Below are 21,372 nucleotides of genomic sequence, written 5' to 3' on the forward strand. Positions count from 1 at the left end.
CTCAGGGCCGCTCGCCTCGCGCCAGCCGCGCGTCGATATCGTGGACGACGGGCATCAGATCCGCGACGCTGTCGATCACATAATGCGCGCCCGCGGCCCGCAATCGTTCGACCGCCGCGTCCCGGCGCCGCGCAAAGTCAGCGGGCGCGAGCGCCTTCACATCGTCTTCTGCCATCCCAAACGCGTTGCCGCTCACGGCCACGCCAACGGCCCACGTGCCGCCGTTGATTCCTTCCTCGATGCCGACCTCGGTATCGTCGACCTTGATGGCCTCTTTCGTGCGCCACACGCCGAGTTCGGGCAGCGTCTTATAGATCATGTAGGGCGACGGCCGCCCTTCCGGCGTGTCGCCCGTGCAGACGATGCTGTCCGGCGAGAAGCCTTGCGCCGCCGCGCCCGGCACGATCTCCGCCATGATCTCGCGCGTGTAGCCGGTCGTCGTGCCGATGCGAATGTCATCGCGGCGCAATGCGCTCGCCACTTCGGCGACGCCTGGAATCACCGAGCTATAGCTCGCGGCTACCGCAATGTTTTTCGGCACGAACACGTTGTACACCGCGTCGATGTCCGCTTCGCGAGGCGCATGCCCGTACTTGGCGGCCCATGCACGCGAGATGCGCGGCAGCGCCATCAGCGCAGCAATGTGCGGCCGCTTGGCCATGCCCATCGGTCCGCGCGCTTCGTCGATCGTGATGGATACGCCGAACTGCTCGAACGTTTCGACGAACGCGCCCATCGGCGCAAGCGAACCATAGTCGACCACCGTGCCGGCCCAGTCGAAGATCACTGCTTTAACGTGTTTCATTGACTTCCGTTTCGTGTTGCCGCGTTTGTTGTCACGGTGTTGTTCAGGCGGCCTCGGCGAGCACCTTGCGCTCTTCGATGGCGGCCGCTGGCGGCGCGGCGTGATTAACGCCCATCGTTCGCAGCGAGCTTGCGCACGCTTTGACGACGCGGCGCATCACATGCTCGCCCACCTGGCCGATACAGCCGATCCGAAAGCTCTCCACCACGGTCAGCTTGCCCGGATAGATGATGAAACCCTGCTGCTTCATCAATTCATAGAACCGCTCGAAGCTGAACGACGGATGCGCCGGCGAGAAAAACGTCACGATGATCGGCGAGCGCCAGCGGGCGTTCAAAAGCGGCTCGAAGCCGAGTTCACGCATGCCCGCGACGAGCACGTCGCGATTGTTCGCATAACGCGCGAGACGCGCCGGCTGCCCGCCTTCCAGTTCGTGCAGACGCAGCGCCTCGATAAACGCGGCCACCGTATGGGTCGGCGGCGTGAAGCGCCACTGGCCGGTGCGGTTCATCACGTCCCATTGATCGTGCACGTCGAGCGCGAGCGAATGGCTGCATCCGCGCGCATCCTGGAGCGCGCTCTTGCGCGCGATCACGAAACCGAAGCCCGGCACGCCCTCGATACATTTGTTCGCCGACGACACAAACGCTTCGCACGCAATCTCGCGCACGTCGAGCGGCACGGCGCCGAATGCGCTCATCGAGTCGATCAGCAGCTTGCGGCCTTTGGCGGCCGTGACCGCGGCGATTTCTTCGATTGGATTGAGAATGCCCGAGCTCGTTTCGCAGTGCACAGCGACGACATGCGTGATGCCCGCGTCCGCGTCGAGCATGCGTTCGACTTCCACTGCGCGCGGCGGCAAATAATCGCCCTTGTCGAGCACGGTGTGCGTGCGGCCGAGGTAACGCAGCGTGGTCGCAATGCGCTTGCCGTATGCGCCGTTGGCCAGCACGAGCGCGTGGCCGTCGCGCGGAATCAGGCTGCCCAGCATGGCTTCGACGCAATAACTGCCGCTGCCTTGCAACGGCACGCAATCGTATTCGCCGGCTTCGTTCCCCGCGATTTCGAGCAGGCGGCCGCGCAAGTGAGCGGTCATCGCCCGGAAATCGCCGTCCCACGAGCCCCAGTCGCGCAGCATCGCCTGCTTCGTCGACAAAGCGGTGGTCAACGGGCCGGGCGTCAGCAGATACGGTTCGCCTTTTGCCGGTTCGTCCATCGCGGGTTTGTCCCGTGACAGCGGCGCGCCTGTGGCGCTTGCTTGCGCTGTCGCCGGGGCACTGCCAGTCGCGCTTACCATGCCGAATCTCCAGTCTTGCTCATTTGGATAGCGCCTACAGTACCGAAACGCCACGCATCGGTAAAATCGATATAATCGATGTACATATCGTAAATACTTATAGCTAGCCCATTCCACTGCGACGGAGGCTTACGTGCAATACGCGCAATTGCGGGCGTTTCATGCGGTCGCCGAACACGGCGGATTTTCGCGGGCGGCACAGGCGCTGTCGCTTTCGCAGCCGGCGGTGTCGGATCACGTGCGCAGACTCGAGCAGGATTACGGCGTGAAACTGTTCGAGCGCGGACCGCGCGGAGTGGAAACCACCGAACTCGGGCTGCGCCTGTTCAGCGTGACGCGGCACATGCTCAGCTGCGAGCGCGACGCGCGGCAACTGCTCGAATCGGCAGGCGGGCTGGAGTCAGGCTCGCTGTCGCTTGCTGCAGACGCACCGGATCTCGCGGTCGCGCTAATCAGCGCGTTTCGCAAGCTGCATCCGGGCATTGTGGTGACGCTGTCTATCGCCAACGCGGCGGACTGCATGCAGCGGGTGCTGTCGGGCGCGGTGGACGCGGCCATTACCGCCGCGCCGCAGGTGCATAGCCGGCTCGAATCGCGCGTGTTGCGGCGCGATCCGTTGGTCGCCATGGTGCCGGTGCGCTATCCGGTCGCGAAGAAACGCAAGCTGAGCTATCGCGAGCTCGTGCAGCAGCCGATGATCTTTCGCGAGCCGCAATCGGTCACGCAGCAACTGCTGGAGATCGAACTGGTACGCGAGTCGCTGCAAGTGGAGCCGGTCATGTACGTGGACGGCCGCGAGGCGCTCGAAGAAGCGGTGGCCCAAGGCATGGGCGTTGGTGTGATTGCCCGCGCGGAATTCAACCAGTCGCGGCGTATCAGGATGATCCCGCTCGACGATTGCCAGGTGCGGATGATCGAATCGCTCACGCGGCTCGCGGAGCGGCCGGGGTCGAACCTGCTCGATGCGTTATTTGCTGTTCAGTTGCCGGGCATCGAGGCAATGAGTGTGTGACAACAGGCAAGCGGCGCTTTTTCGCGGCCTTCTGCGCCGCTTGCCTTCGTGCTGCTTCTCTTCAATCTGTACGAGGCACTGGAATCGGCGTGCGAATCAACCGGCGCGGGCCCGGTTAAAGCGCACGCGCGGTCCTCTTAACGCGCTCCGCCGCTTGCGATCAGGCTTTCGCCGGTGAGCCAGCGTGCTTCGTCGGAGGCGAGGAACGTGACGACGTCGGCGATATCGTCCGGCTGACCGATGCGGCCGAGCGGCGTCGTGCTCACCGCCCACGTTTCGAAGTCAGAACCGATAATGCCCGCGCTATGCGTGCCTTCGGTCGCGACCATGCCCGGGTTCACCGAGTTCACGCGAATCTTGCGCGGCGCCAGTTCTTTCGCAAGCACGCCCGTGATGCCGTCCACCGCGCCCTTCGTCGCCGTATAGACCGCGCTGCCCGGCGGCGTGATGCGGCTGACAACCGAACTCACGTTGACGATGCTGCCGCCTTCGCCCAGATGCTTGACCGCTGCCTGCGTGACCAGCAGCAGGCCTAGCACGTTCACATTGAAGTGCTTATGGAAATGCTCTTCGGTGATCTCTTCGATCGGCGAGAAGCCGTACACGCCGGAGTTGTTGACGAGAATATCGAGGCGGCCATACGTCTCCACCGCCGCGTCGACGATTCCTTTCGCATCCGCGGCTTTCGACACGTCGCCTGCCACGGCCACCGCTTTGCCGCCGGCGGCGGTGATGGCGGCCACCACGTCGTCGGCACCGGCCTTGCTCGACGCGTAGTTCACTACCACCGACGCGCCTTGCGCGGCAAGGCCCTTCGCGATCGCCGCGCCGATACCTTTCGATGCACCCGTTACAACTGCAACCTTGCCTGCGAGCTTGCTCATGATCGTTTGTCCTTGAGTTGGGTTAGCGCCTGCGTGCTGCCGCGACGATTCGCGGCATTCACGCTGTTTCAGCAAAACTGCTGCGGCGCTGGCACTGGACACAATGTAAGCACGACGGCCATGCGGATAAAGCGGCTCGCAGCGAAAAGATACGTCGGGGCAGCCGAACAATCGGCAAGCGGACTGAAAGGGGACCGGCTTGCCGACCTGCTCGTTCGCCGGCCTGGCGGCACAGCTTCAGCGCTTGCGCACGAGCACGATATGCGTGGCGATGCTCAGGAGCACCGCCAACGCACCTAAAGTATCCAATGCAGCAGACAACACGATCGTCTCCTTGCTAGCGTGGCCACTGCTTGAGGAACGATTGGCTACCTGATCGATTAAAGGACTTTTGTGAAAATCCGGCAACTGTGCGCGCTCGACGAGACGGCTTAGCCGCCTGCGTTCCGCATCGGGTCGCGCCTCGTCGTCAATAGAGCAAACTGCCGACGACAACTCTGCCTGTCACGGTGGACAATGCCCTATCCCGGCAATCGCACGGAATGCTTATGAAAGCGCGTCGTCCGCGTCGTCCTCCGCAGTTTCCTCGCGATTCTCCGCACGCCGAGTGGCGCGATCACACGCTGCCTTATATCGTCGTGGCCGCGGTGATCCTGCTCGTGGTCTCGCTGATCGTATGGCTCGTCGACCCCGCTCCGCCGAAAACGATCACGCTCAGCGCCGGCCCGCACGACAGTTCGTTTGTCATCGCCGCCGATCAATACAGAAAAATCCTCGCGCGAAACGGCGTCACGCTGAAGGTGCTCGAGTCCGACGGCTCGGTGCAGAACCTGCAGCGCCTGCTCGACCCGAAGCAGCATGTCGACCTCGCGCTCGTGCAAGGCGGCGTTGCGGACGGGCTCGACACGTCGTCGCTGATGTCGCTTGGCAGCGTCTTCTATGTCCCCGTGGTGGTGTTTTATCGCGGCACCGGCGTGACGCAGCTGTCGCAACTCGAAGGCAAGCGGATCGCGGTGGGCCGCGAAGGCAGCGGCACGCGGCTGCTCGCGCTCAAGCTGCTCGATGCAAACGGCATCGAGCCGGGCGGCGAGACGACGCTGATGCCGAGCGACGGCCTGCAAGCGGCCACGCAACTCGTCAAGGGCGACGTGGACGCGGCGATCCTGAGCGGCGATTCCGCCACGCGCGGGCTGATGCTGCGCCTGCTTCGCGTGCCTGGCATTTCGGTGATCAACTTCGACGAAGCCAGCGCCTATACGCGGCTCTTTCCGTATCTGGATCAGATCGATCTGCCGCCGGGCGTGCTCGATCTCCGGCACAAAATTCCGCCTGAGACCGTGCATCTGATCAGCCCGACGGTCGAACTGGTGGCGCGAACCAATCTGCATCCGGCAATCTCCGATCTGCTGATCGAAGCGGCGCAGGAAGTGCACGGCATGCCGGGCCTGTTACAGCGCGCGGGCCAATTCCCAAGCCCGATCGCGCGCGAGTATCAGATCAGCGAAGACGCGCAACGCTACTACCGCACGGGCAAGAGCTTTCTGTACCGGACGCTGCCGTTCTGGCTCGCGAGCATCGGCGACCGCACGCTAGTGTTGTTGTTGCCGGTGGCCGTACTGCTCTTTCCCGCCATGCGGCTGATCCCGGCGCTGTACGCGTGGCGCGTGCGCTCGCGCATCTACCGCTATTACGGTTCGCTGATTGCGATCGAGCGCGGCGCGCTCGCGGAGACGACCGACGAAGAGCGCAAGCGGCTCTTCGCGGAACTTGATCAGATCGAGGAATCGCTGAATCGGCTGCGCATGCCGCTCGCCTATGCGGACGCATTCTATGTATTGCGCGAACACGTCGGCTTCGTGCGCGGCAGGCTTGCGGCTGCGGCGCATGAGTGAGCGGCCACCGTGAGTTTCAGGTGGCCGGCCTCTACATCATTAGGCTTCAGGATCGGTAGGAGTCATAGCTGAGACGTTGGCGGATTGCGCAGCGGCTTTGTCGTCAGACGACGCATCCGCGGAACCGGCTTGTGCCTTCGCCTCGTCGCCTGGCCGTGAAGCTTTGAGCGAAGCTTCCTGCGACGCTTCTTGAACAGGCGCCGCGGCACTCACGGAATCTGCGGCAGGCGTTTCTTTCTGCGAATCGGCCGACGCAGCCGCCGCCTTCGCGCTCTTCGCAGCGCGATGGGCCTGCAAACGTTGCGCGCCCGCTGCTTCCTGCGCCGTGACCTTGCCGGCCTCGGCGCCCGTCAGATCCACGCGGGGCGCGCCTTCGACGAGAGACTTCCAGTAGCGGCTGCCGCGGCACCAGGTCTTGATCGCGTCGCGCAGTTCGGCTTCGCTCAGCGACAGGTCTTTCGCGTGCACCACGAGGTCTTCGAAGATGCCGACCTTCAGCGGCAGCTTCGGCGCCGGGTTCTTCGGGAACGCATTGGGGAAACGCTTTTGCAGACGCCCGATGGACTTCACCACCGGATCGACCGGTTTGGCGTCTGCCGCGGGCGCCGCTGCAGGCCTCGCCGCGCCACCACCACGGCGCTGCTGCGACGGCTTGCCGGCAGGCCGCCGGTCCGCCTTCGCGCCGGGCGCAGAGGCGGGATTCGCGGGATTCGCAGGCTTTGCGGGCTTCGCACCAGGCTTGCCGTCATTCCTGACATCGCGCCTTGCGTCGGACCTGCCCTCGGCCTTGGCGCCGGACCGGGCATCGGCCTTCGCGGCAGGCGCAGCCTGGGCGCGTGCCGCGGCCAGTTGCTTCTTCAGTTCAGCGAGTTGTTCGAAACCCATAGCGCACAACCAATCGAGAAAGACGAGATTGTAGCAGCGCTCGGTAAGACCTTCGTGACGGCGTTGCAACGCCGTCCGGGCCGCCGCCGCGAGGTTTGCGCCAGCTTGCGATTACACTCGACGTTTCAGGCATTTCCAGCTGGCACTCGCGCTTCATGGACCTCAGGCAAATTCAGTACTTCATCGCACTTTTCGAGGACGGCTCGGTCACGCGGGCAGCCAAGCGGCTCAATATCGTGCAGCCGGCGCTCAGCATGCAGATTTCGAAGCTGGAAGCCGAACTGCATCAGAAGCTGTTCGAACGCGGGCCGCACGGCATGACGCCGACCGACGCCGCGCGCCAGATGTATCGCCTCTACACGCCGATCATGCGCGACATCGAGCGCGCGCGCGAGCAGTTGAGCAGGCGCGATGCGATCGTCACTGGCCGCGTCGCGCTCGGCATGGTGTCGTCGGAGGCGGAAAGCGTGCTGCCGGAATCGCTGGCAAGATTCAACGCGATGTTCCCGCAAGTCGAGGTATCGGTCGCGGACGGCTTCAGCGCGCAACTGATCGACGCGGTCGAAGCGGGCCGACTCGACGCGGCCGTCATCAACAAGCCGCGCGGACGTTTGACACTGGACGTCGTGCCGCTGCTCGACGAAGAGATGGTGCTCGTGACGAGCGCCGCGCTCGGTCCGCAACTCCCGCCGACACTCGAGCTTGCCGCGCTCGCCGACGTGGAACTGGTGCTGCCCACGCGGCGCAACGGCCTGCGCGGCGTGCTCGACGCCGCGCTCCTCGCAGCGAATGTGGTGATCAAGCCGAAGTTCGAGATCGACCTGCTGAACACGATCGTACAGTTCGTCGAACAAAGCAGCGTGGCGACGATCCTGCCGCGCGTCGTCGTGCAGCGCAAGGTCGATCAAGGCGTGCTGTGCGTGCGTGCAATCGCGTCGCCGCCAATCGTGCGGCACATTATCCGCGTGAGTCATCCGAAGCGCCCGCTCGGTCCTGCCGCGCTGGCGCTCATCGACATCATCACCGAAGAGATTCGCAGGGTGACGACCGGCACGGCGCTCGCGTGAGCGCCGTGCGTCTTCGCGGCAAGCGAACGGCCGTCGCGCTGCCGGCTCTTATACCGGTTCCCGAACCCCGCCCTGATCGAGCTTGCCGAGCGTTTCGGGCACGATGAACGCGCCGGTCAGGAAGATCACGCTGATCGCCCCGACAAAGATCGCGAGCGTCAGCGGCAACTGGCTCGCATCTTTCGCGACGAGCGAGACCGCCGTCGGCATCATCCCGCCGATGGCGAAGCCGATATTCCACGACAATCCCGTGCCGGTCGCGCGAATCGCGGTCGGAAAGCGTTCGTTCAGGAAAATCAGAATCGGCGCGTAACCGGCGCTGCCGAGCGCGCTGAGAATCACCGCATAGACGCCGACCATCGTGATGCTGGATGCGCCCGGCAACAGCAGGAACAGCGCGGGCAACGCGAAGAGACGAATCAGCCCGAGCCACACGAACGCCGACTTGCGGCCGATGAAGGTGCTCAGATGCCCAGCCGCAACCGATGCAATCAGCACCGCCACGCTGCACAGCATCAGGATCGCCGCGGCCGCGCCGTTCGGCGCGTGGCTCACCACTTTCAGGAAAGTCGGCAGATAACCCGACGTGAGGTAATAACCGCTGCCGCCGCCTACCGTCAGCAGCAGATTGACGAAGAGGATCGAGCGGTAGTCGCGCGAAAACAGCGTGCGCAACGGCGAGCGCACCACTTCGACTGGCGCCTTCACCGTCGACGTGGATGCAGCCGCGGCCTTGGCGGCTTTTTCGGCCGCGAGCTTTTTCCACAGCGGCGATTCTTCGAGGCTGCTGAAGACAAACAAACCGAGCACCGAACTGACGATGCCGGTAAAGAACATGCAGCGCCAGCCCCAGACTTCGAAGAGCTGGCCGGGGAACAGCGTGGACATCGCGAGATACGTGAGCGACGCGAGCAACGCGCCGAGCCCCGCTCCGCCGCCGCCGATCAGACCCGACACCGCGCCGCGATATTTCGGCGCGACGGATTCGGTGCCGATCGTGTGAGTCGACGCTACCACGCCGCCGACGAACACGCCCTGCACGAGACGCAGCACGAGAAAGATGATCGGCGCGGCAAGGCCGACCTGTGCGACGGTCGGCAGTGCGCCGAACGCCGCCGTGGAAAGGCCTACGCCGACCACGGCGATAATCATCGCGCCCTTGCGTCCGTGGCGGTCCGCATACGAGCCGAACCAGGCCGAACCGAGCGGGCGCATCAGCAACGTCACCGCAAACGACGCGTAAACCGCCGCTAGCGAAAGCATCGCGTGTTCGGACGGAAAGAAGAGCCGCCCGACCACTGGCGCGACGAACAGCAGAACGAACAGGTCGAACAGATCCAGTGCCCAACCCAGGCACGAGGCGAATACTGCACCCATCACTTGCCGCTGATCCATCGCGGGCAAGGCGGCGCTATTTTGCGCTGCTACGGACATCGTCATCTCCTTGACTGTCTGCGGACGTCTCTCGATCGTCCGGAATTTGGCGCACGTTCTTTCGCGTGCTTTGGTGGTGTTAAGAAACCTTCGGGAATGCGTGGCGATAACCGGAGCCGTACGCAACGCCCGCATGCCCGTGCAAGCGCCGCGCGAGTATTGCGTCGGCGATCTTCTCGGCCATCATGATGGTCGGGATGTTCGTATTCGCAGACGGCAGTCGCGGCATCAACGACGCGTCCACGACGCGCAGGCCCTGTGCGCCGCGCACGCTGCCCGCCGTATCGGTGACGGCCGCCGGATCGTTGGCGTCCCCCATGCGGCAGGTGCCGCTCGCGTGCCAGACACCGAACACGTTCGCGCGAATGAAATCCTCGAGCGCGGCCTGATCGGCGAGCAGATCCCCGAGCCGCTGACCACGCGTGAAGAAGCGCTCGATCAACATGCGCCGCAGCGGCGCGGGTCCGTCGAGCAAACGGCCGAGCAGCGACGTCAGCAGCGCATTGCCCCTGCCTACGCGGCTCAGCGCTTTTACGCGCGCTGAAAACGCGGCGGGAAAGAAGTCGCGCGAGTCCTCGCCGAAACCCGAGCCCGCGACGATTTGCGCGAGCATCCGCACGCCGCGGACAAGCCGTGCGATATCGCGCGGGTCGTCGAGCAGGTTCAGATCGACGCGCGGCGGCGCGGCGGGATCGGCGGATGCGAGTTGCACGCGGCCACGCGAGTACGGACGGTTGCACCAGAGAAAAAAGAGGCCCAACCGATTGCCGAGTTCATGCCAGGCCGCACGGGTCGCACTCGACAGATACAGGTCGGACGCTTCGCCGCCCTCGATGCCCGAACTCAGGCGCGCGGCCATCATGCTTGCGCGTCGCCGCGACAACGGCATGCGCAAGCGCGGTTCGAGAAAATGACAGAACGTGAGCGACGGATGATCCTGCAGATTACGTCCCACGCCCGGCAGATCGATCACACAGTCGATGCCGAGCGCATTCAATTCCGCCTTGGCGCCGATGCCCGCGCGCATCAGCATCGCGGGCGACTGCAGCGCGCCCGCGCACAGCACGACTTCGTTCGCGTTGAAACGAACCCGCTCGCCGTTGCGTGCGAGCCCGACCACACCACGCGCCACGCGCCCTTCCATCACGATGCGCTCCACTCGCAGATCGGCATGGATATGCAGATTGGCGCGCTTGCGCGTTGACTCGTCGAGATACGCGATTGCCGTGGACACGCGGCGGTCGTCGAGATTCGAGAACGCTGCGGGAAAGAAGCCGTCGCCGAATTGCGCATTCTGGTCGTGCAGCGGCGCGATACCGTTCTCGCGCATGCCGGTGGCGAACGCGTTGCAAAACGGCGGCCAATCGGCGGGCATGATCCGCCTGATCGGCACCGGTCCTTCTTTGCCGTGCAACTCGCCGTCCGGGAAATCGACGTCGCGTTCGAGCTTGCGAAAATACGGCAGCACGTCTTCCCAGCCCCAGCCGCTCGCGCCGTTCGCCGCCCACCCGTCGTAGTCGCGCGGCAAACCGCGATTGGCCGACTGCACATTGATGCTGGAGCCGCCGCCCATCACGCGCCCCTGTTCATACACGCGCGGCGCCGAATCGCGCGTTGCTCGCGCCATCAGTTCAGACCAGATATACGTGTCGCCGCAAAACACCGGCATCGGATAACTGTCGAGAATCTCCGAGGGCACGCGGCCCGGCGGCGTGTCCGCGCCGGCTTCGATCAGCGCGACACGCAGCGACGGCACCGCGGAGAGGCGCTGCGCGAGCACGCACCCCGCCGATCCGCCACCGACGATCACGTAATCGAAGTGTTCCATCTGCGTGTCTCCTGAATCGTTTTATCTGCTATGGCACCGCGGGTCGCTCAACTGCCGCGAAACACCGGCTTGCGCTTGCCATGAAACGCCTCCACGCCTTCGCGGAAATCGTCGGACGTGCGCAAGCGGCTATAGCAATGTCCTTCCAGTTCGATTGCGATCGACAGTGGCGCGTCTTCGGTATCGTTGAGCAGCTTCTTTGCGGTTCGCTGCGCGAGCGGCGAGAACGCGCGCAGTTCGTCGACGAGCGCGTCGGTGGCCGCTTCCAGTTGCGCGTCGGCCACGCACTCGACCGCGATGCCCCACTCGTATGCCTGTTTGCCCGGAATGCGGCGCGAACGCATCACAATGTCCTTGGTGCGGCCGACGCCGACCATTTGCTGCAAGCGCGCCGAGCCGCCCGAGCCTGGAATCTGTCCGAGCTTCTGTTCGGGCAGCGCATAGAAAGTGGTGTCGGTCGCTATCCGGAAGTCGCATGCGAGCGACAATTCGAAGCCCACGCCGAAGCAGAAGCCGCGATTGGCAGCGATCACAGGCTTCGAGCAGCGGGCTGGCGCGGCGATATTCCACGCGAGCTTCGACACATGTTCCGGCGACGCTTCCAGGAAGCCCTTGATGTCGCCGCCGCTCGAAAAATGCTCGCCCTTCGCGCGCACCACGATCACGCGCACGCGCTCGTCTTCGTCGAGTGCCTCGAAGGCTGCGCGCAACTGATCGCGCGCATGCATCGAAATCACGTTGAACGGCGGCCGGTGCAGAACGATGTCGGCGCGTTGGCGTTCGGCGTCGATCTCGATCGAAAAGCCGTCGAGGTCTTGCAGCAGGCTCTGGCCGCGGTGGGTCAGCTCGGTCATGAGATTCACTCCTTGTTGATTTCAGTTTGCTTCTGAATGGTTTCGCAGCCGCTCTCGTCTTTCAGGTATTCACCCGCGGACAGCTTGCGGCGCAAAATCTTGCCGACCGGCGACTTCGGTATGTCGTCGACGAACACGTATTCGCGCGGACGCTTGAAGTTGACGAGGTCGGAGGTGCGGCAGTACGCATCGAGCGTTTCGGCGTCGACGTATTCACGCCGTTTGATGAAGGCCACCACGCGCTGGCCCCAGCGTTCGTCCTTCACGCCGGCCACCGCGACGTCGTCCACGGCCGGATGCAGCGAGAGCACCGACTCGATATCGACCGGGGAAATGTTCTCGCCGCCGCTGATGATCATATCGTCGACGCGGCCGGACACGTACAGATCGCCTTCGCTGTCGATAAAGCCGGTGTCGCCCGTGAAGTACCAGCCGTCGCGCAACGATTTCGCGTTCGCGTCCGGCCGGTTCCAGTAGCCTTCGAACGCTTCGTCGCCCAGCAGGTCCACGATGATCTGGCCTTCTTCGCCGACGTCCGCGAAATCGTCAGGCGTGCCGGCGTCGAGCTTCACTACCCGCAGACGTGTGTTGATGCCCGCACGCCCCGCGCTGCCCGGCTTCTTCGTCGCGTCCTGGTCGATACTGAACGTGTAGACCTCCGACGAGCCGTAGTGATTGACGAACAGTTCGGGTTCGAACGCCGCCGAGAGCCGCTTGAGCAAACCATCGTTCATCGGCGCGCCGGCAAAGCCGAGCTTGGTCACCGTGGACGTATCCGTCGACGCAAACGCAGGGTCTCCGAGCAGATCGTGATAAAGCGTCGGCACGAGATAGAGACACGTGACCTTGTGCCGCGCGATAGTCTCGAGCGCGAAACGCGCATTCCAGCGGCGCGCGCAAACGAACGTGCCGTCCACGAGCGCCATGGCGAGAAGCGAGCGCACGCCCATCGTGTGATAAAGCGGCATCACGCCGAGCGTGCATTCGCCATGACGGTAGAGGTTCTGAGCGACGTGCGCGAGCGCTGCCGCGCGTTCTTGCCGATGACGCCGCGGCACGCCCTTCGCCTTGCCTGTCGTACCCGACGTGTAGAGGATCAGCGAATAATCGTCCGCGTTGGCATGCGCATCCGCGTCGGAATTCGCACGGCCGGCAACCTCTGTGAGCAGGCTGTCGAAGCCCGCGCTGCGCCCAGGCGCAAGGTCGAGTCCGATACGCGGCACGCGTTGTGCCGCGGGACTTTGCATCACCGCCTCGGCGCATACCGGCTCGTAGACGATTGCCTTCGCGCCCGCGTCGATCACGCAGTAATCGAGCTCCTCGGGTTTTGCGCGCCAGTTCAACGGCACGATCACGATGCCCGCAAACTGACACGCCCAGTGCAGCGTCGCCATCTCCCAGCGGTTTTGCAGCACCGCAAGCAAGCGGTCGCCGTGCGCGAGGCCGAGTCCACGCAGACCGTCGGCCACATTCACGATGATGCGGTGCCACTCCGCATACGTGAGCGCAAGCTCGCCGTCGACGAGCGCCAACGCGTTGGGGCTGCGCTCCACGCTTTGCAAAAAAGTACGCCCGAGGTCAAGCATGGCTCGCCTCCAGCGCTTCGCCCGTCTCATTGCGATGCCGGCGGCGCGCGGCCACATCGAGCACGGCCGCGACGATCGGCGTATAGCCCGTACAGCGGCACAAGTGGCCGGACAGCATCTCGCGCACCCGCGCTTCGCTCGGATCGGGCACGCGTTGCAGATAGTCGGCGCACGACATCAGGATGCCTGCCGTGCAGAAGCCGCATTGCAATGCGTGATGGCGCTGAAACGCCTCCTGCAGATCCCCGAGCACCATCTCCGGCGCCAGGCCTTCGACAGTGTCGATGCGCTGCCCTTGCGCCTGCACGGCCAGCATCAGACAGGAACGCGCGGCAACGCCGCCTACCTGAACGGTGCACGCACCGCACACGCCGTGCTCGCAGCCCACGTGCGTGCCCGTCGCGCCCAGTTCATGACGGATGAAATCCGACAGCAGTTCGCGCGGTTCGCAATAAGCGCTGCGTTCGCGGCCGTTGAACGTCAGCGTCACGCACTGACGTTCGTCACGTCGCACGATTTGCGGCAGTCCTTCTGCCGTTTTTACATTGGATGTGTTGCTCACTTTGCCTCCTCGATCACGCGCCATCCGAGTTGCCGGACCAGATGCCGGCGATAGCTCGCACTGATATGCGCGTTGTCCTGCGCGCCCAGCTTCCAGCTCAAATCGTTCAACGCCCCGCGCAAATCGTCGCCGGACAGATGCGGCCATTGTTCGACCACCGGCCGGTCCGCCACGCCGCCCACGGCGAGACGGATTGCATCGTCGGTGACCACCGCGGCGCACGCGACAATCGCGAAATCGCCATGACGTGCCGAGAATTCCGCGAAGCCATAACGCTCGCCTTCACGCTTTAGCGGGAAACGCACGGCTTCGACGAGTTCGTCGGGCTCGCGTGCGGTCATCAACATGCCCTGAAAAAACGCGTCCGCGGGCAGCACGCGTGGCTTCTTTTTCGAGCGCAGCATCACGTCGCCGCCGAGCGCGCTCAGCACGAGCGGCAGTTCGGCGCTCGGGTCCGCATGCGCGATCGAGCCGCACACGGTGCCGCGATTGCGAATCTGAAAGTGCGAGATGTGCGGAAAGGCCATCGCGAGCAACGGCACTTCATCGCGCAGCGACGCGCGCCATTCGACGCTGCCTTGCGTCGCCGCCGCGCCCACTGTCAACGAACCGGCCTTGCGGTCGACGCGCACCGCTTCCAGTTCGCCGGTGCGCGAAATGTCGATCAGCATCCGCGGTTGCGCGAGCCGCATGTTCAGCACGGCCATCAGCGATTGGCCTCCGGCGAGCACGCGTGCGTCTTCGCCGTGTTGCGCCAGTGCGTCGAGCGCATGCTGCGCGGTCATCGCGCGCAGGTAATCGAACGGCGCGGGTTTCATCGGTGTCTCCTGAAGCGGGCCAACAAGCGCGACAGCCACGAGCCGCCGCCCTCACCGGAACTGTGGGCAGACGCGTCGAGCGGCTTGCCCGCGGCCTGGCGTCCCAACGATTCGAACAGTTGACGCAACACGACTTTTGCCGCGCCTTCCAGCATTCGCGCGCCGACCGCCGCGACTTTGCCCGAGACCTGCGCCTCGTAGTCGTACGAAAGACGCGTGCCGTTCGCGATCGGCGTCAGTTCGACAAGACCGCTGCCGCGCGCGCTGCCGAGCGACGAAATGCCCGCGCCTGCAAGGCGCAAACGGTGCGGTGCGTCGATCTCCGACAGACCGATCTTCGCTTCGAACCGCGCCTTGATCATGCCGACGCCCACCGTCACGTCCGCGCGATACTGATTCGGACCTTCGGTTTCGAGCGCGTGGCAGCCGGGAATCACCTTCGCGAGCGCCTTCGGATCGAGCAGCACGGCAAACACGGCTTCGGGCGTCGCGGGCAGATCCACACTGCCTTGCGCGGTCAGCGCCTTGCCGCCGCCGGACATCGCCGGGTTCTTCGGCGCGGGCGCTTCGCGCAACTCGGGGCGCGAAGGCTCGGGGTCATCTATGCCGATCAGCCCCATTACTTTCGACGGCGTGAGCGGCAAACGGATGTCGTCGACGTCAAGCGCATCGGCCACCGCATTCGCGATGCAAGGCGGCGTGCTCATGTTGTTGCCCTCGCCGAGTCCTTTCGCGCCGAGCGGTGTGAACGGCGACGGTGTTTCCAGATGCACGATCACCGGATCGGGCACCTCGCACGCGGTCGGCATCAGATAGTCGGCAAGCGTGCCCGACTGGAAGCTGCCGTCCGCGCCATAGCGGAACTCTTCCATCAGCGCCGCGCCGAGTCCTTGCGCGAACGCGCCGCGAATCTGGCCGTCGGCGAGCGCGGGATTGAGCAACGTGCCGGCGTCGTGCGCGGTCACATAACGGTCGATGCGCACGCGGCCCGTTGCGCGATCCACTTCGACACCGCACATGTCGAACACAAAACCATAGGCGGCCGAAGTATTGACACGGTCGTTCTCATCGGGCGCCGCCATGTTCGGCGGATTCCAGAACACCGTCTCGCGCAAACCGGGCTCCTCACCTTCGGGCAGCAACGCGGGCGCCCAATGCGGCGCGTTCGCGGCGACCCGGCCGAACGGTTGCGCGCGATCCTCCGCGCCTTGCGCGAAGATGCGACCGCCTTCGAAGCAGACATCTTGCGGCGCACAGTTCAGCTGCTTCGACACGATGCGCGCGATCTTCTCGCGCACGCGCACGGCGGCAAGATGCACGGTGCCTGCGACCGCGCCCGCAAAGCGGCTCGAATAATTGCCCGCCGCGACCGACCACGCGTCCTTGTGCGTATCGAATTCGACGTTGACGGCCACCTCGTGCGGCGAAATTCCGAGCACGTCGGCCACCACCTGCGCGCATACCGTCATGTGGCCCTGGCCCGCAGGCGTCGATGCAATCGTGACGACCACGCCGCCCAGAAGATCCACACTGACCGTCGCGCTTGCAATCGCGCCGCTTTTCGGACCGGCCTTGCGGCGCGCCTCAGCGGGCATCGCGGTCGTGATGTAGCCCATGTTCGACACCGACGGCTCGACGATCGCCGAGAAGCCGATGCCGTACAAGCGCCCTTCGTTACGTGCGGCCTCACGGCGCGCTCGCAGTTCGCCATAGCCGCCTTCGTCGAGCGCGCGGCGCAACGCTTCCGGATAGTTGCCGGAATCGAGCAGCGCGCCTGCCGCAGCGCGATACGGGAACGCATCGGCGCGCACGAAGTTGCGGCGATACACGTCGAGCACATCGAGCCCGAGTTCGACCGCGATGCGCTGCACGAGCCGTTCGAGCGCGAAGTACACCTGCGGTCCGCCGAAGCCTCGCACGAGTCCGGTGGGCGTCTTGCTGGTCAGCACGACGCGGTTGCGCACGAGCAGATTGTCGATCGCGTAGGCGCCCGTCAGACACCCATGCATGCGATAGAACGTTGCGGGTTCCGGCGCGCGCAAGTATGCGCCGGTGTCTTCAAGCTGATCGTAGGAAAGCGCGGTGATGCGGCCGTCGTTTTCGACCGCCGCTTCGATCGTGGAAAGGCGCGCTGTCGCGGACGTCGCCGCACTCAAATGCTCGAGCCGGTCCTCGACCCATTTGACCGGCGCGCCGGCTTTGCGCGACGCGAGGCACATCAGCACCACATACGGAAACACCGCCTGCTTCACGCCGAAGCTTCCGCCCGAATCGCGCGGCGCCTTGTGACGCAGACGATTCGCCGGCACGTTCAGCGCCATCGCCATGACCGCGTGCAGCGAGAACGGCCCCATGAAATTCGACGTGACGTCATAACCTTCGTCGCCCGGCAGATACTCGGCAATCACCACGCCGCACTCGATCGGCGCACACGTATTGCGCGGATAGTGCGCGACCAGTTTCACGCGATGCGGCGCTTTTTCGAACGCCGCTTCCGGCTCGCCATAACGGAAATGCCGGTCGCTGATCACGTTGCTGCCCACCTTCTCGTGCAGCACGGCAGCGTTCTCGCCGACAGCTTCCTCGATCGACGTGACAGCCTCCAGCGTCGCGTACTCGACCTTGATCAGATCGAGCGCGTCCTCAGCGATAGCGCGAGATTCGGCCATCACGACTGCCACCGGCTCGCCGACATAACGCACGCGGTCCATCGCGAGCGCCCACTGCTCCATCGGCGATTTGACGCCGACCACGAACGGGCGCGACCATGCGCGCAGATCGTCACGTGTGAGAATCGCGCGGACACCACGTAGTTGCGACGCGGCTTGCGTGTCGATTGCAAGCAGTTCCGCATGTGCATGCGGCGAGCGCAAAACGGCCGCGTGCAGCGTGCCGGGGCGCACGCCGATATCGTCGCCATAGCGGCCGCGGCCCGCGAGAATCGCGGGATCTTCGAGACGCTGCATCGGGCGCCCTACGTGACGCTGTGCGCCTTTCGCAGGTTCGGCCTCGCGTTCACGTGTAGCCGCGTCGGCTGTATTGAGCAGATCGCGCTGGTTCATTGCTCGCCTCCCGCTTGCCGTTGTGCGAATTCATCGGCCAAGCCGCTCCAGCGTTGGGCGATCTCGCCGTGCTCAATACCGAACAGATCGAGAATGCGCCCGACGGTGTGATCGACTACGTCTTCGATGGTTTTCGGATGCGCGTAAAAGGCGGGCACCGGCGGCATCACGATGGCGCCCATCTCGGTCGCGTGAGTCATGTTGCGCAGATGCGCGAGATTCAACGGCGTTTCGCGCGCGACCAGCACGAGGCGGCGACGCTCCTTGAGCATCACGTCGGCGGCGCGCGTCAGCAGGTTGTCGGCGAAACCGTTCGCCACGCCCGCGAGTGTTTTCATCGAGCACGGCGCGATCACCATGCCGGCCGTGATGAACGAACCGCTCGCCACGGCCGCGCCGATATCACGCACGTTGTAGACCACGTCGGCCAGGCTCTCGAGGTCGCCGCGCGTCATGCCGAGTTCTTGCGCGGCCGTGACCGCGCCCGATGCCGACACGATCAGATGCGTCTCGTGTGTGCCGAGACGGCGCAATGCAGCGAGCAGGCGCGCGCCGATCAGCGCGCCGCTAGCGCCTGAAATGCCGACGACGATGCGCTGCGCCTGAGCCGCGCGCAGATCTTGCCGGGTGTTGTCGAGCCTCGCTTCAGACATGACCGTCACCGAGATAAGTGTCGAATGCAGCGTTATCCGCCTCGACCAGCGCGTTCAGATCCACCGTGTCCTCTCCGGGAATCCGCACGCGCGTGAACACGTGCGATGCATAGGCCACCGGACGCGTCGCATCGAGTCCCATCTTCGCGCTGATGCCCTGCAGATAAGCAGGTGCGTCCTCGGGCTGGCCGACTGTAGTCGACGGATCGAGTGGTGAGCCTTGCGCTCCTTCGATCACGACGAGATCGCGATCGGCCTGGAAGCGCGTGGCGATTGCCCATTCGATTTCGGCGGGATCGTGCACGTCCACGTCCGTATCGACCACGACCACCTGCTTGATGTCGTAATGCGCGCCGAACGCGCACAGAATCACGTTCTTCGCCTCCCCCTCACGCTTCTTCTCGAACTGCACCCACAGGTGATAACGGCACACTCCGCCGACGGACAGGTGCACGTCCTTCACGTTCGGATGACTGCGTTGCAGATGCGAGAGCAGCGTCGCCTCGCGGGGAATCGCGCCGAGCAGCAAGTGCTCCATTTCGGCCGGCACGATCGTATGAAAGATGGGGTCCTTGCGATGCGTGACGGCGGTGACCTCGATCACCTCGCGTGCTTCCTGCGCGCTGTAGTACTTCGGAAACTCGCCGAACGGGCCTTCCATCTCTCGCACGTTCGGCAAGATGCGGCCCTCGATCACGATTTCAGCGAAAGCCGGTACATGTACTCCGTTGCTCACGCATTGCGCGACCGGCAGCGGTGCGCCATGCAACGCGCCGGCGATCTCGAGTTCGTCGCAGTCGATCGGAGAAATAGCTTGCGACGCGAGCATCGTGAGCGGATCGACGCCTATCGCAACGGCCACGTCGAGCGCGTCGCCGGCCGCTTCCGCCGCTTTCTGGAATGCGTGAAGATGACGCGGCAACAGCAGGATCGCCATGCGGTCCGCGGCGTGCACCTGAATCCGGTTGATCGACACGTTCTGCACGCCGGTACGCGGATTGCGCGCAATCACGAGACCGGCGGTGATGTACGGGCCGTTGTCATGTTCGCTATGCGTCGGAATCGGCAGTAGCGCGTGAAGGTCGATGTTCTTCGTATGCACGACCTGCTGGCACGGCGCTTCGTCGCGCGAGACGAGTCGAGATGCGAGCGGACGTTCGGCAGCGTCGCTAAAGCGCGCGAGTAACTGAGTTTCATCCACCCCCAGCGCTTCTGCGATCCACGCGCGCCGGGACATGAAGCCGCTCACCACCGGCACGCGGTGACCGCCTGCTTGCGTGAAGAAAGCCGCCTTCGTGCCGTCGAGGCGTTTGGCAATCGCCGCCAGCTCGTGTTCCAGCGCGACCGGTTGGTCGATCGTCGCGAGGCGTCCGCTGCGCGCGAGATGCGCGAGCCAGTCGCGCAAAGCAAGCGCTCCGCCTTTGCGGGCCCAGCTGAAATGTGAGGTGTCGTGCGGCGCGGCTTCGCGTGTGTTCATCTGCGTCTCCATCGGTGGCTGGCTTCATGCCCCGCTTGAATTCCGCTTCATGCCGGAACGGAGCGCCAGTTGATGATGAAGCGTAACGAGATTGGCGTATAACTTCTAATATGGAATATTGATGCTTTGAATCATTCCCGATGATATGAGTGTTAGCACCAATGACAGCCGTTTGTAGGCGGGTTATCAATTCAGCATCCGCATGTAACGGTACATGCACGAGTCCGGTCATCACTGTCGATGACGTACCCCTCGGTCCGCAGCGTGTGTTCTGATAAGCCGCGCCCCGCTCATTATGTTTGCTGATGCTTTATTCATACCAACATGGACCTCCGGCAAATCCAGTACTTCATCGCGCTGTTCGAGGACGGGTCCGTCACCCGCGCCGCTAAACGGCTGAATATCGTGCAGCCCGCGCTCAGCATGCAGATCGGCAAACTCGAAGACGAACTGCATCAGCAACTATTCGAGCGCAACGCCCACGGCATGGCGCCGACCGCGGCCGGGCGGCTGATGTATCGCCTCTTTCTGCCGATCATGCGCGACCTCGCGCACGCACGTCAGCAACTCGTGCAGCGCGACGAAGTGGTGACCGGGCATGTGTCGATCGGGCTGATCGCGTCGGTGACGGAAAGCGTGCTCGCCGATGCGTTGTCGCGCTTTCACGCGCGCTATCCGCATGTCGATGTGACGGTGGCAGACGGGTACAGCGCAACGTTCATCGACTGGGTGGCGGGCGGCCAGCTCGACGCGGCGCTCATCAACAAACCGCGCGCGCGTCTCTCGCTCGACGCGCAGCCGTTGCTCGATGAGGAAATGGTGCTCGTGACAAGCGCGGCGAACGGCCCCGAGTTGCCTCACGCGATCGAACTCGCACAGCTTCCCGAACTCGAACTAGTATTGCCGACGAAGCGCCACGGCCTGCGCGGCGTGCTGGATACGGCCGCCCAGCACGAGGACGTGCTGCTCGCACCGCGCTTCGAAATCGACGTATTGAGCACGATCGTGAAGCTCGTGGAGAGCACACGCTTTGCGACTATCCTGCCGCGCATCGCGGTGCAGCGCGCGGTGCATCAGGGCACCCTGCGCGCGTATCCGATCCTGGCGCCGCGCATCGTGCGGCACATTGTGTGCGTAACGCATCCGCGGCGCCCCTTGAACGCGGCAGCGGATGCGCTCGTGTCGGTGATCGCCGACGAGTTGCGCAAGGTGTCGAGCGCGTCGGAGATAGAGGCCTCGATCGAGTAGCAACGCTG

General features: G+C 64.4%; 17 protein-coding genes. 4 read left to right on the forward strand and 13 right to left on the reverse strand.

From position 1 onward, the window contains the following. Position 1 precedes the first annotated feature (1 nt). Positions 2 to 805 (reverse strand): phosphonoacetaldehyde hydrolase, encoded by an 804-nt coding sequence (gene phnX, locus RW095_RS28630; RefSeq protein ID WP_317022131.1) that lies wholly within the window; start codon positions 803 to 805, stop codon positions 2 to 4. A 43-nt stretch (positions 806 to 848) separates the two neighbouring features. Further along, the gene (locus tag RW095_RS28635; protein ID WP_317022132.1) at positions 849 to 2,102 is read right to left on the reverse strand and encodes a 2-aminoethylphosphonate--pyruvate transaminase; all 1,254 of its coding nucleotides are present in this window, start codon (positions 2,100 to 2,102) and stop codon (positions 849 to 851) included. A 133-nt stretch (positions 2,103 to 2,235) separates the two neighbouring features. On the opposite strand from RW095_RS28635, the gene RW095_RS28640 reads away from it, so the two are divergent. Further along, positions 2,236 to 3,114 (forward strand): LysR substrate-binding domain-containing protein, encoded by an 879-nt coding sequence (locus RW095_RS28640; RefSeq protein WP_317022133.1) that lies wholly within the window; start codon positions 2,236 to 2,238, stop codon positions 3,112 to 3,114. Between the two features lie 137 nt (positions 3,115 to 3,251). Here the strand turns inward: RW095_RS28640 and RW095_RS28645 are convergent, their stop codons facing one another. Beyond that, positions 3,252 to 3,998 carry a glucose 1-dehydrogenase gene (locus RW095_RS28645; RefSeq protein ID WP_128596819.1) on the reverse strand — a complete coding sequence of 249 codons (747 nt, stop codon included), beginning with the start codon at positions 3,996 to 3,998 and terminating at the stop codon, positions 3,252 to 3,254. A 548-nt stretch (positions 3,999 to 4,546) separates the two neighbouring features. Here RW095_RS28645 and RW095_RS28650 point away from each other — a divergent pair. Beyond that, on the forward strand, positions 4,547 to 5,890 hold the full coding sequence (locus RW095_RS28650) for a TAXI family TRAP transporter solute-binding subunit (RefSeq protein ID WP_317022134.1): 1,344 nt from the start codon (positions 4,547 to 4,549) through the stop codon (positions 5,888 to 5,890). 39 nt (positions 5,891 to 5,929) lie between these two features. Here the strand turns inward: RW095_RS28650 and RW095_RS28655 are convergent, their stop codons facing one another. Further along, positions 5,930 to 6,775, reverse strand: coding sequence for a ProQ/FinO family protein (locus RW095_RS28655; protein ID WP_317022135.1), 846 nt, complete (start codon positions 6,773 to 6,775; stop codon positions 5,930 to 5,932). A gap of 155 nt (positions 6,776 to 6,930) precedes the next feature. On the opposite strand from RW095_RS28655, the gene RW095_RS28660 reads away from it, so the two are divergent. Next, a complete protein-coding gene (locus RW095_RS28660; RefSeq protein ID WP_214884378.1) occupies positions 6,931 to 7,842 on the forward strand; it encodes a LysR family transcriptional regulator in 912 nt (303 codons plus the stop codon). A 48-nt stretch (positions 7,843 to 7,890) separates the two neighbouring features. On the opposite strand, the gene RW095_RS28665 is transcribed toward RW095_RS28660, so the two are convergent. From RW095_RS28665 to RW095_RS28705, 9 genes are all read right to left on the reverse strand, one after another. After that, the gene (locus RW095_RS28665) at positions 7,891 to 9,276 is read right to left on the reverse strand and encodes an MFS transporter (RefSeq protein ID WP_317022136.1); all 1,386 of its coding nucleotides are present in this window, start codon (positions 9,274 to 9,276) and stop codon (positions 7,891 to 7,893) included. 79 nt (positions 9,277 to 9,355) lie between these two features. Beyond that, positions 9,356 to 11,104, reverse strand: a complete 1,749-nt coding sequence (locus tag RW095_RS28670) for a GMC family oxidoreductase (RefSeq protein WP_317022137.1) — start codon at positions 11,102 to 11,104, stop codon at positions 9,356 to 9,358. Positions 11,105 to 11,151: 47 nt separating this feature from the next. After that, a complete protein-coding gene (locus RW095_RS28675; RefSeq protein ID WP_317022138.1) occupies positions 11,152 to 11,958 on the reverse strand; it encodes an enoyl-CoA hydratase/isomerase family protein in 807 nt (268 codons plus the stop codon). A 5-nt stretch (positions 11,959 to 11,963) separates the two neighbouring features. Further along, positions 11,964 to 13,544, reverse strand: coding sequence for an AMP-binding protein (locus RW095_RS28680; protein ID WP_317022139.1), 1,581 nt, complete (start codon positions 13,542 to 13,544; stop codon positions 11,964 to 11,966). Then, positions 13,537 to 14,070 carry a (2Fe-2S)-binding protein gene (locus RW095_RS28685; protein ID WP_394365220.1) on the reverse strand — a complete coding sequence of 178 codons (534 nt, stop codon included), beginning with the start codon at positions 14,068 to 14,070 and terminating at the stop codon, positions 13,537 to 13,539. The genes RW095_RS28680 and RW095_RS28685 overlap by 8 nt, the downstream gene beginning before the upstream one ends. Positions 14,071 to 14,102: 32 nt before the next feature. Beyond that, positions 14,103 to 14,924, reverse strand: coding sequence for an FAD binding domain-containing protein (locus RW095_RS28690; protein WP_128587725.1), 822 nt, complete (start codon positions 14,922 to 14,924; stop codon positions 14,103 to 14,105). Continuing rightward, positions 14,921 to 17,986: a xanthine dehydrogenase family protein molybdopterin-binding subunit gene (locus tag RW095_RS28695; protein WP_317022141.1), complete on the reverse strand. Its 3,066-nt coding sequence runs from the start codon at positions 17,984 to 17,986 to the stop codon at positions 14,921 to 14,923. Before RW095_RS28695 ends, RW095_RS28690 begins: the two co-directional genes overlap by 4 nt. Then, positions 17,983 to 18,639, reverse strand: a complete 657-nt coding sequence (locus RW095_RS28700) for a UbiX family flavin prenyltransferase (protein WP_317022142.1) — start codon at positions 18,637 to 18,639, stop codon at positions 17,983 to 17,985. The genes RW095_RS28695 and RW095_RS28700 overlap by 4 nt, the downstream gene beginning before the upstream one ends. After that, the gene (locus RW095_RS28705; protein WP_317022143.1) at positions 18,632 to 20,116 is read right to left on the reverse strand and encodes a UbiD family decarboxylase; all 1,485 of its coding nucleotides are present in this window, start codon (positions 20,114 to 20,116) and stop codon (positions 18,632 to 18,634) included. Before RW095_RS28705 ends, RW095_RS28700 begins: the two co-directional genes overlap by 8 nt. Before the next feature lie 324 nt (positions 20,117 to 20,440). Here RW095_RS28705 and RW095_RS28710 point away from each other — a divergent pair, with 324 nt between their 5' ends. Further along, positions 20,441 to 21,364, forward strand: a complete 924-nt coding sequence (locus RW095_RS28710) for a LysR family transcriptional regulator (RefSeq protein ID WP_128595168.1) — start codon at positions 20,441 to 20,443, stop codon at positions 21,362 to 21,364. The last annotated feature ends 8 nt before the right edge of the window (positions 21,365 to 21,372 follow it).

The sequence above is a fragment of the Paraburkholderia kirstenboschensis genome (assembly GCF_032806925.1).
In the GTDB taxonomy this organism is placed as follows: domain Bacteria; phylum Pseudomonadota; class Gammaproteobacteria; order Burkholderiales; family Burkholderiaceae; genus Paraburkholderia; species Paraburkholderia kirstenboschensis.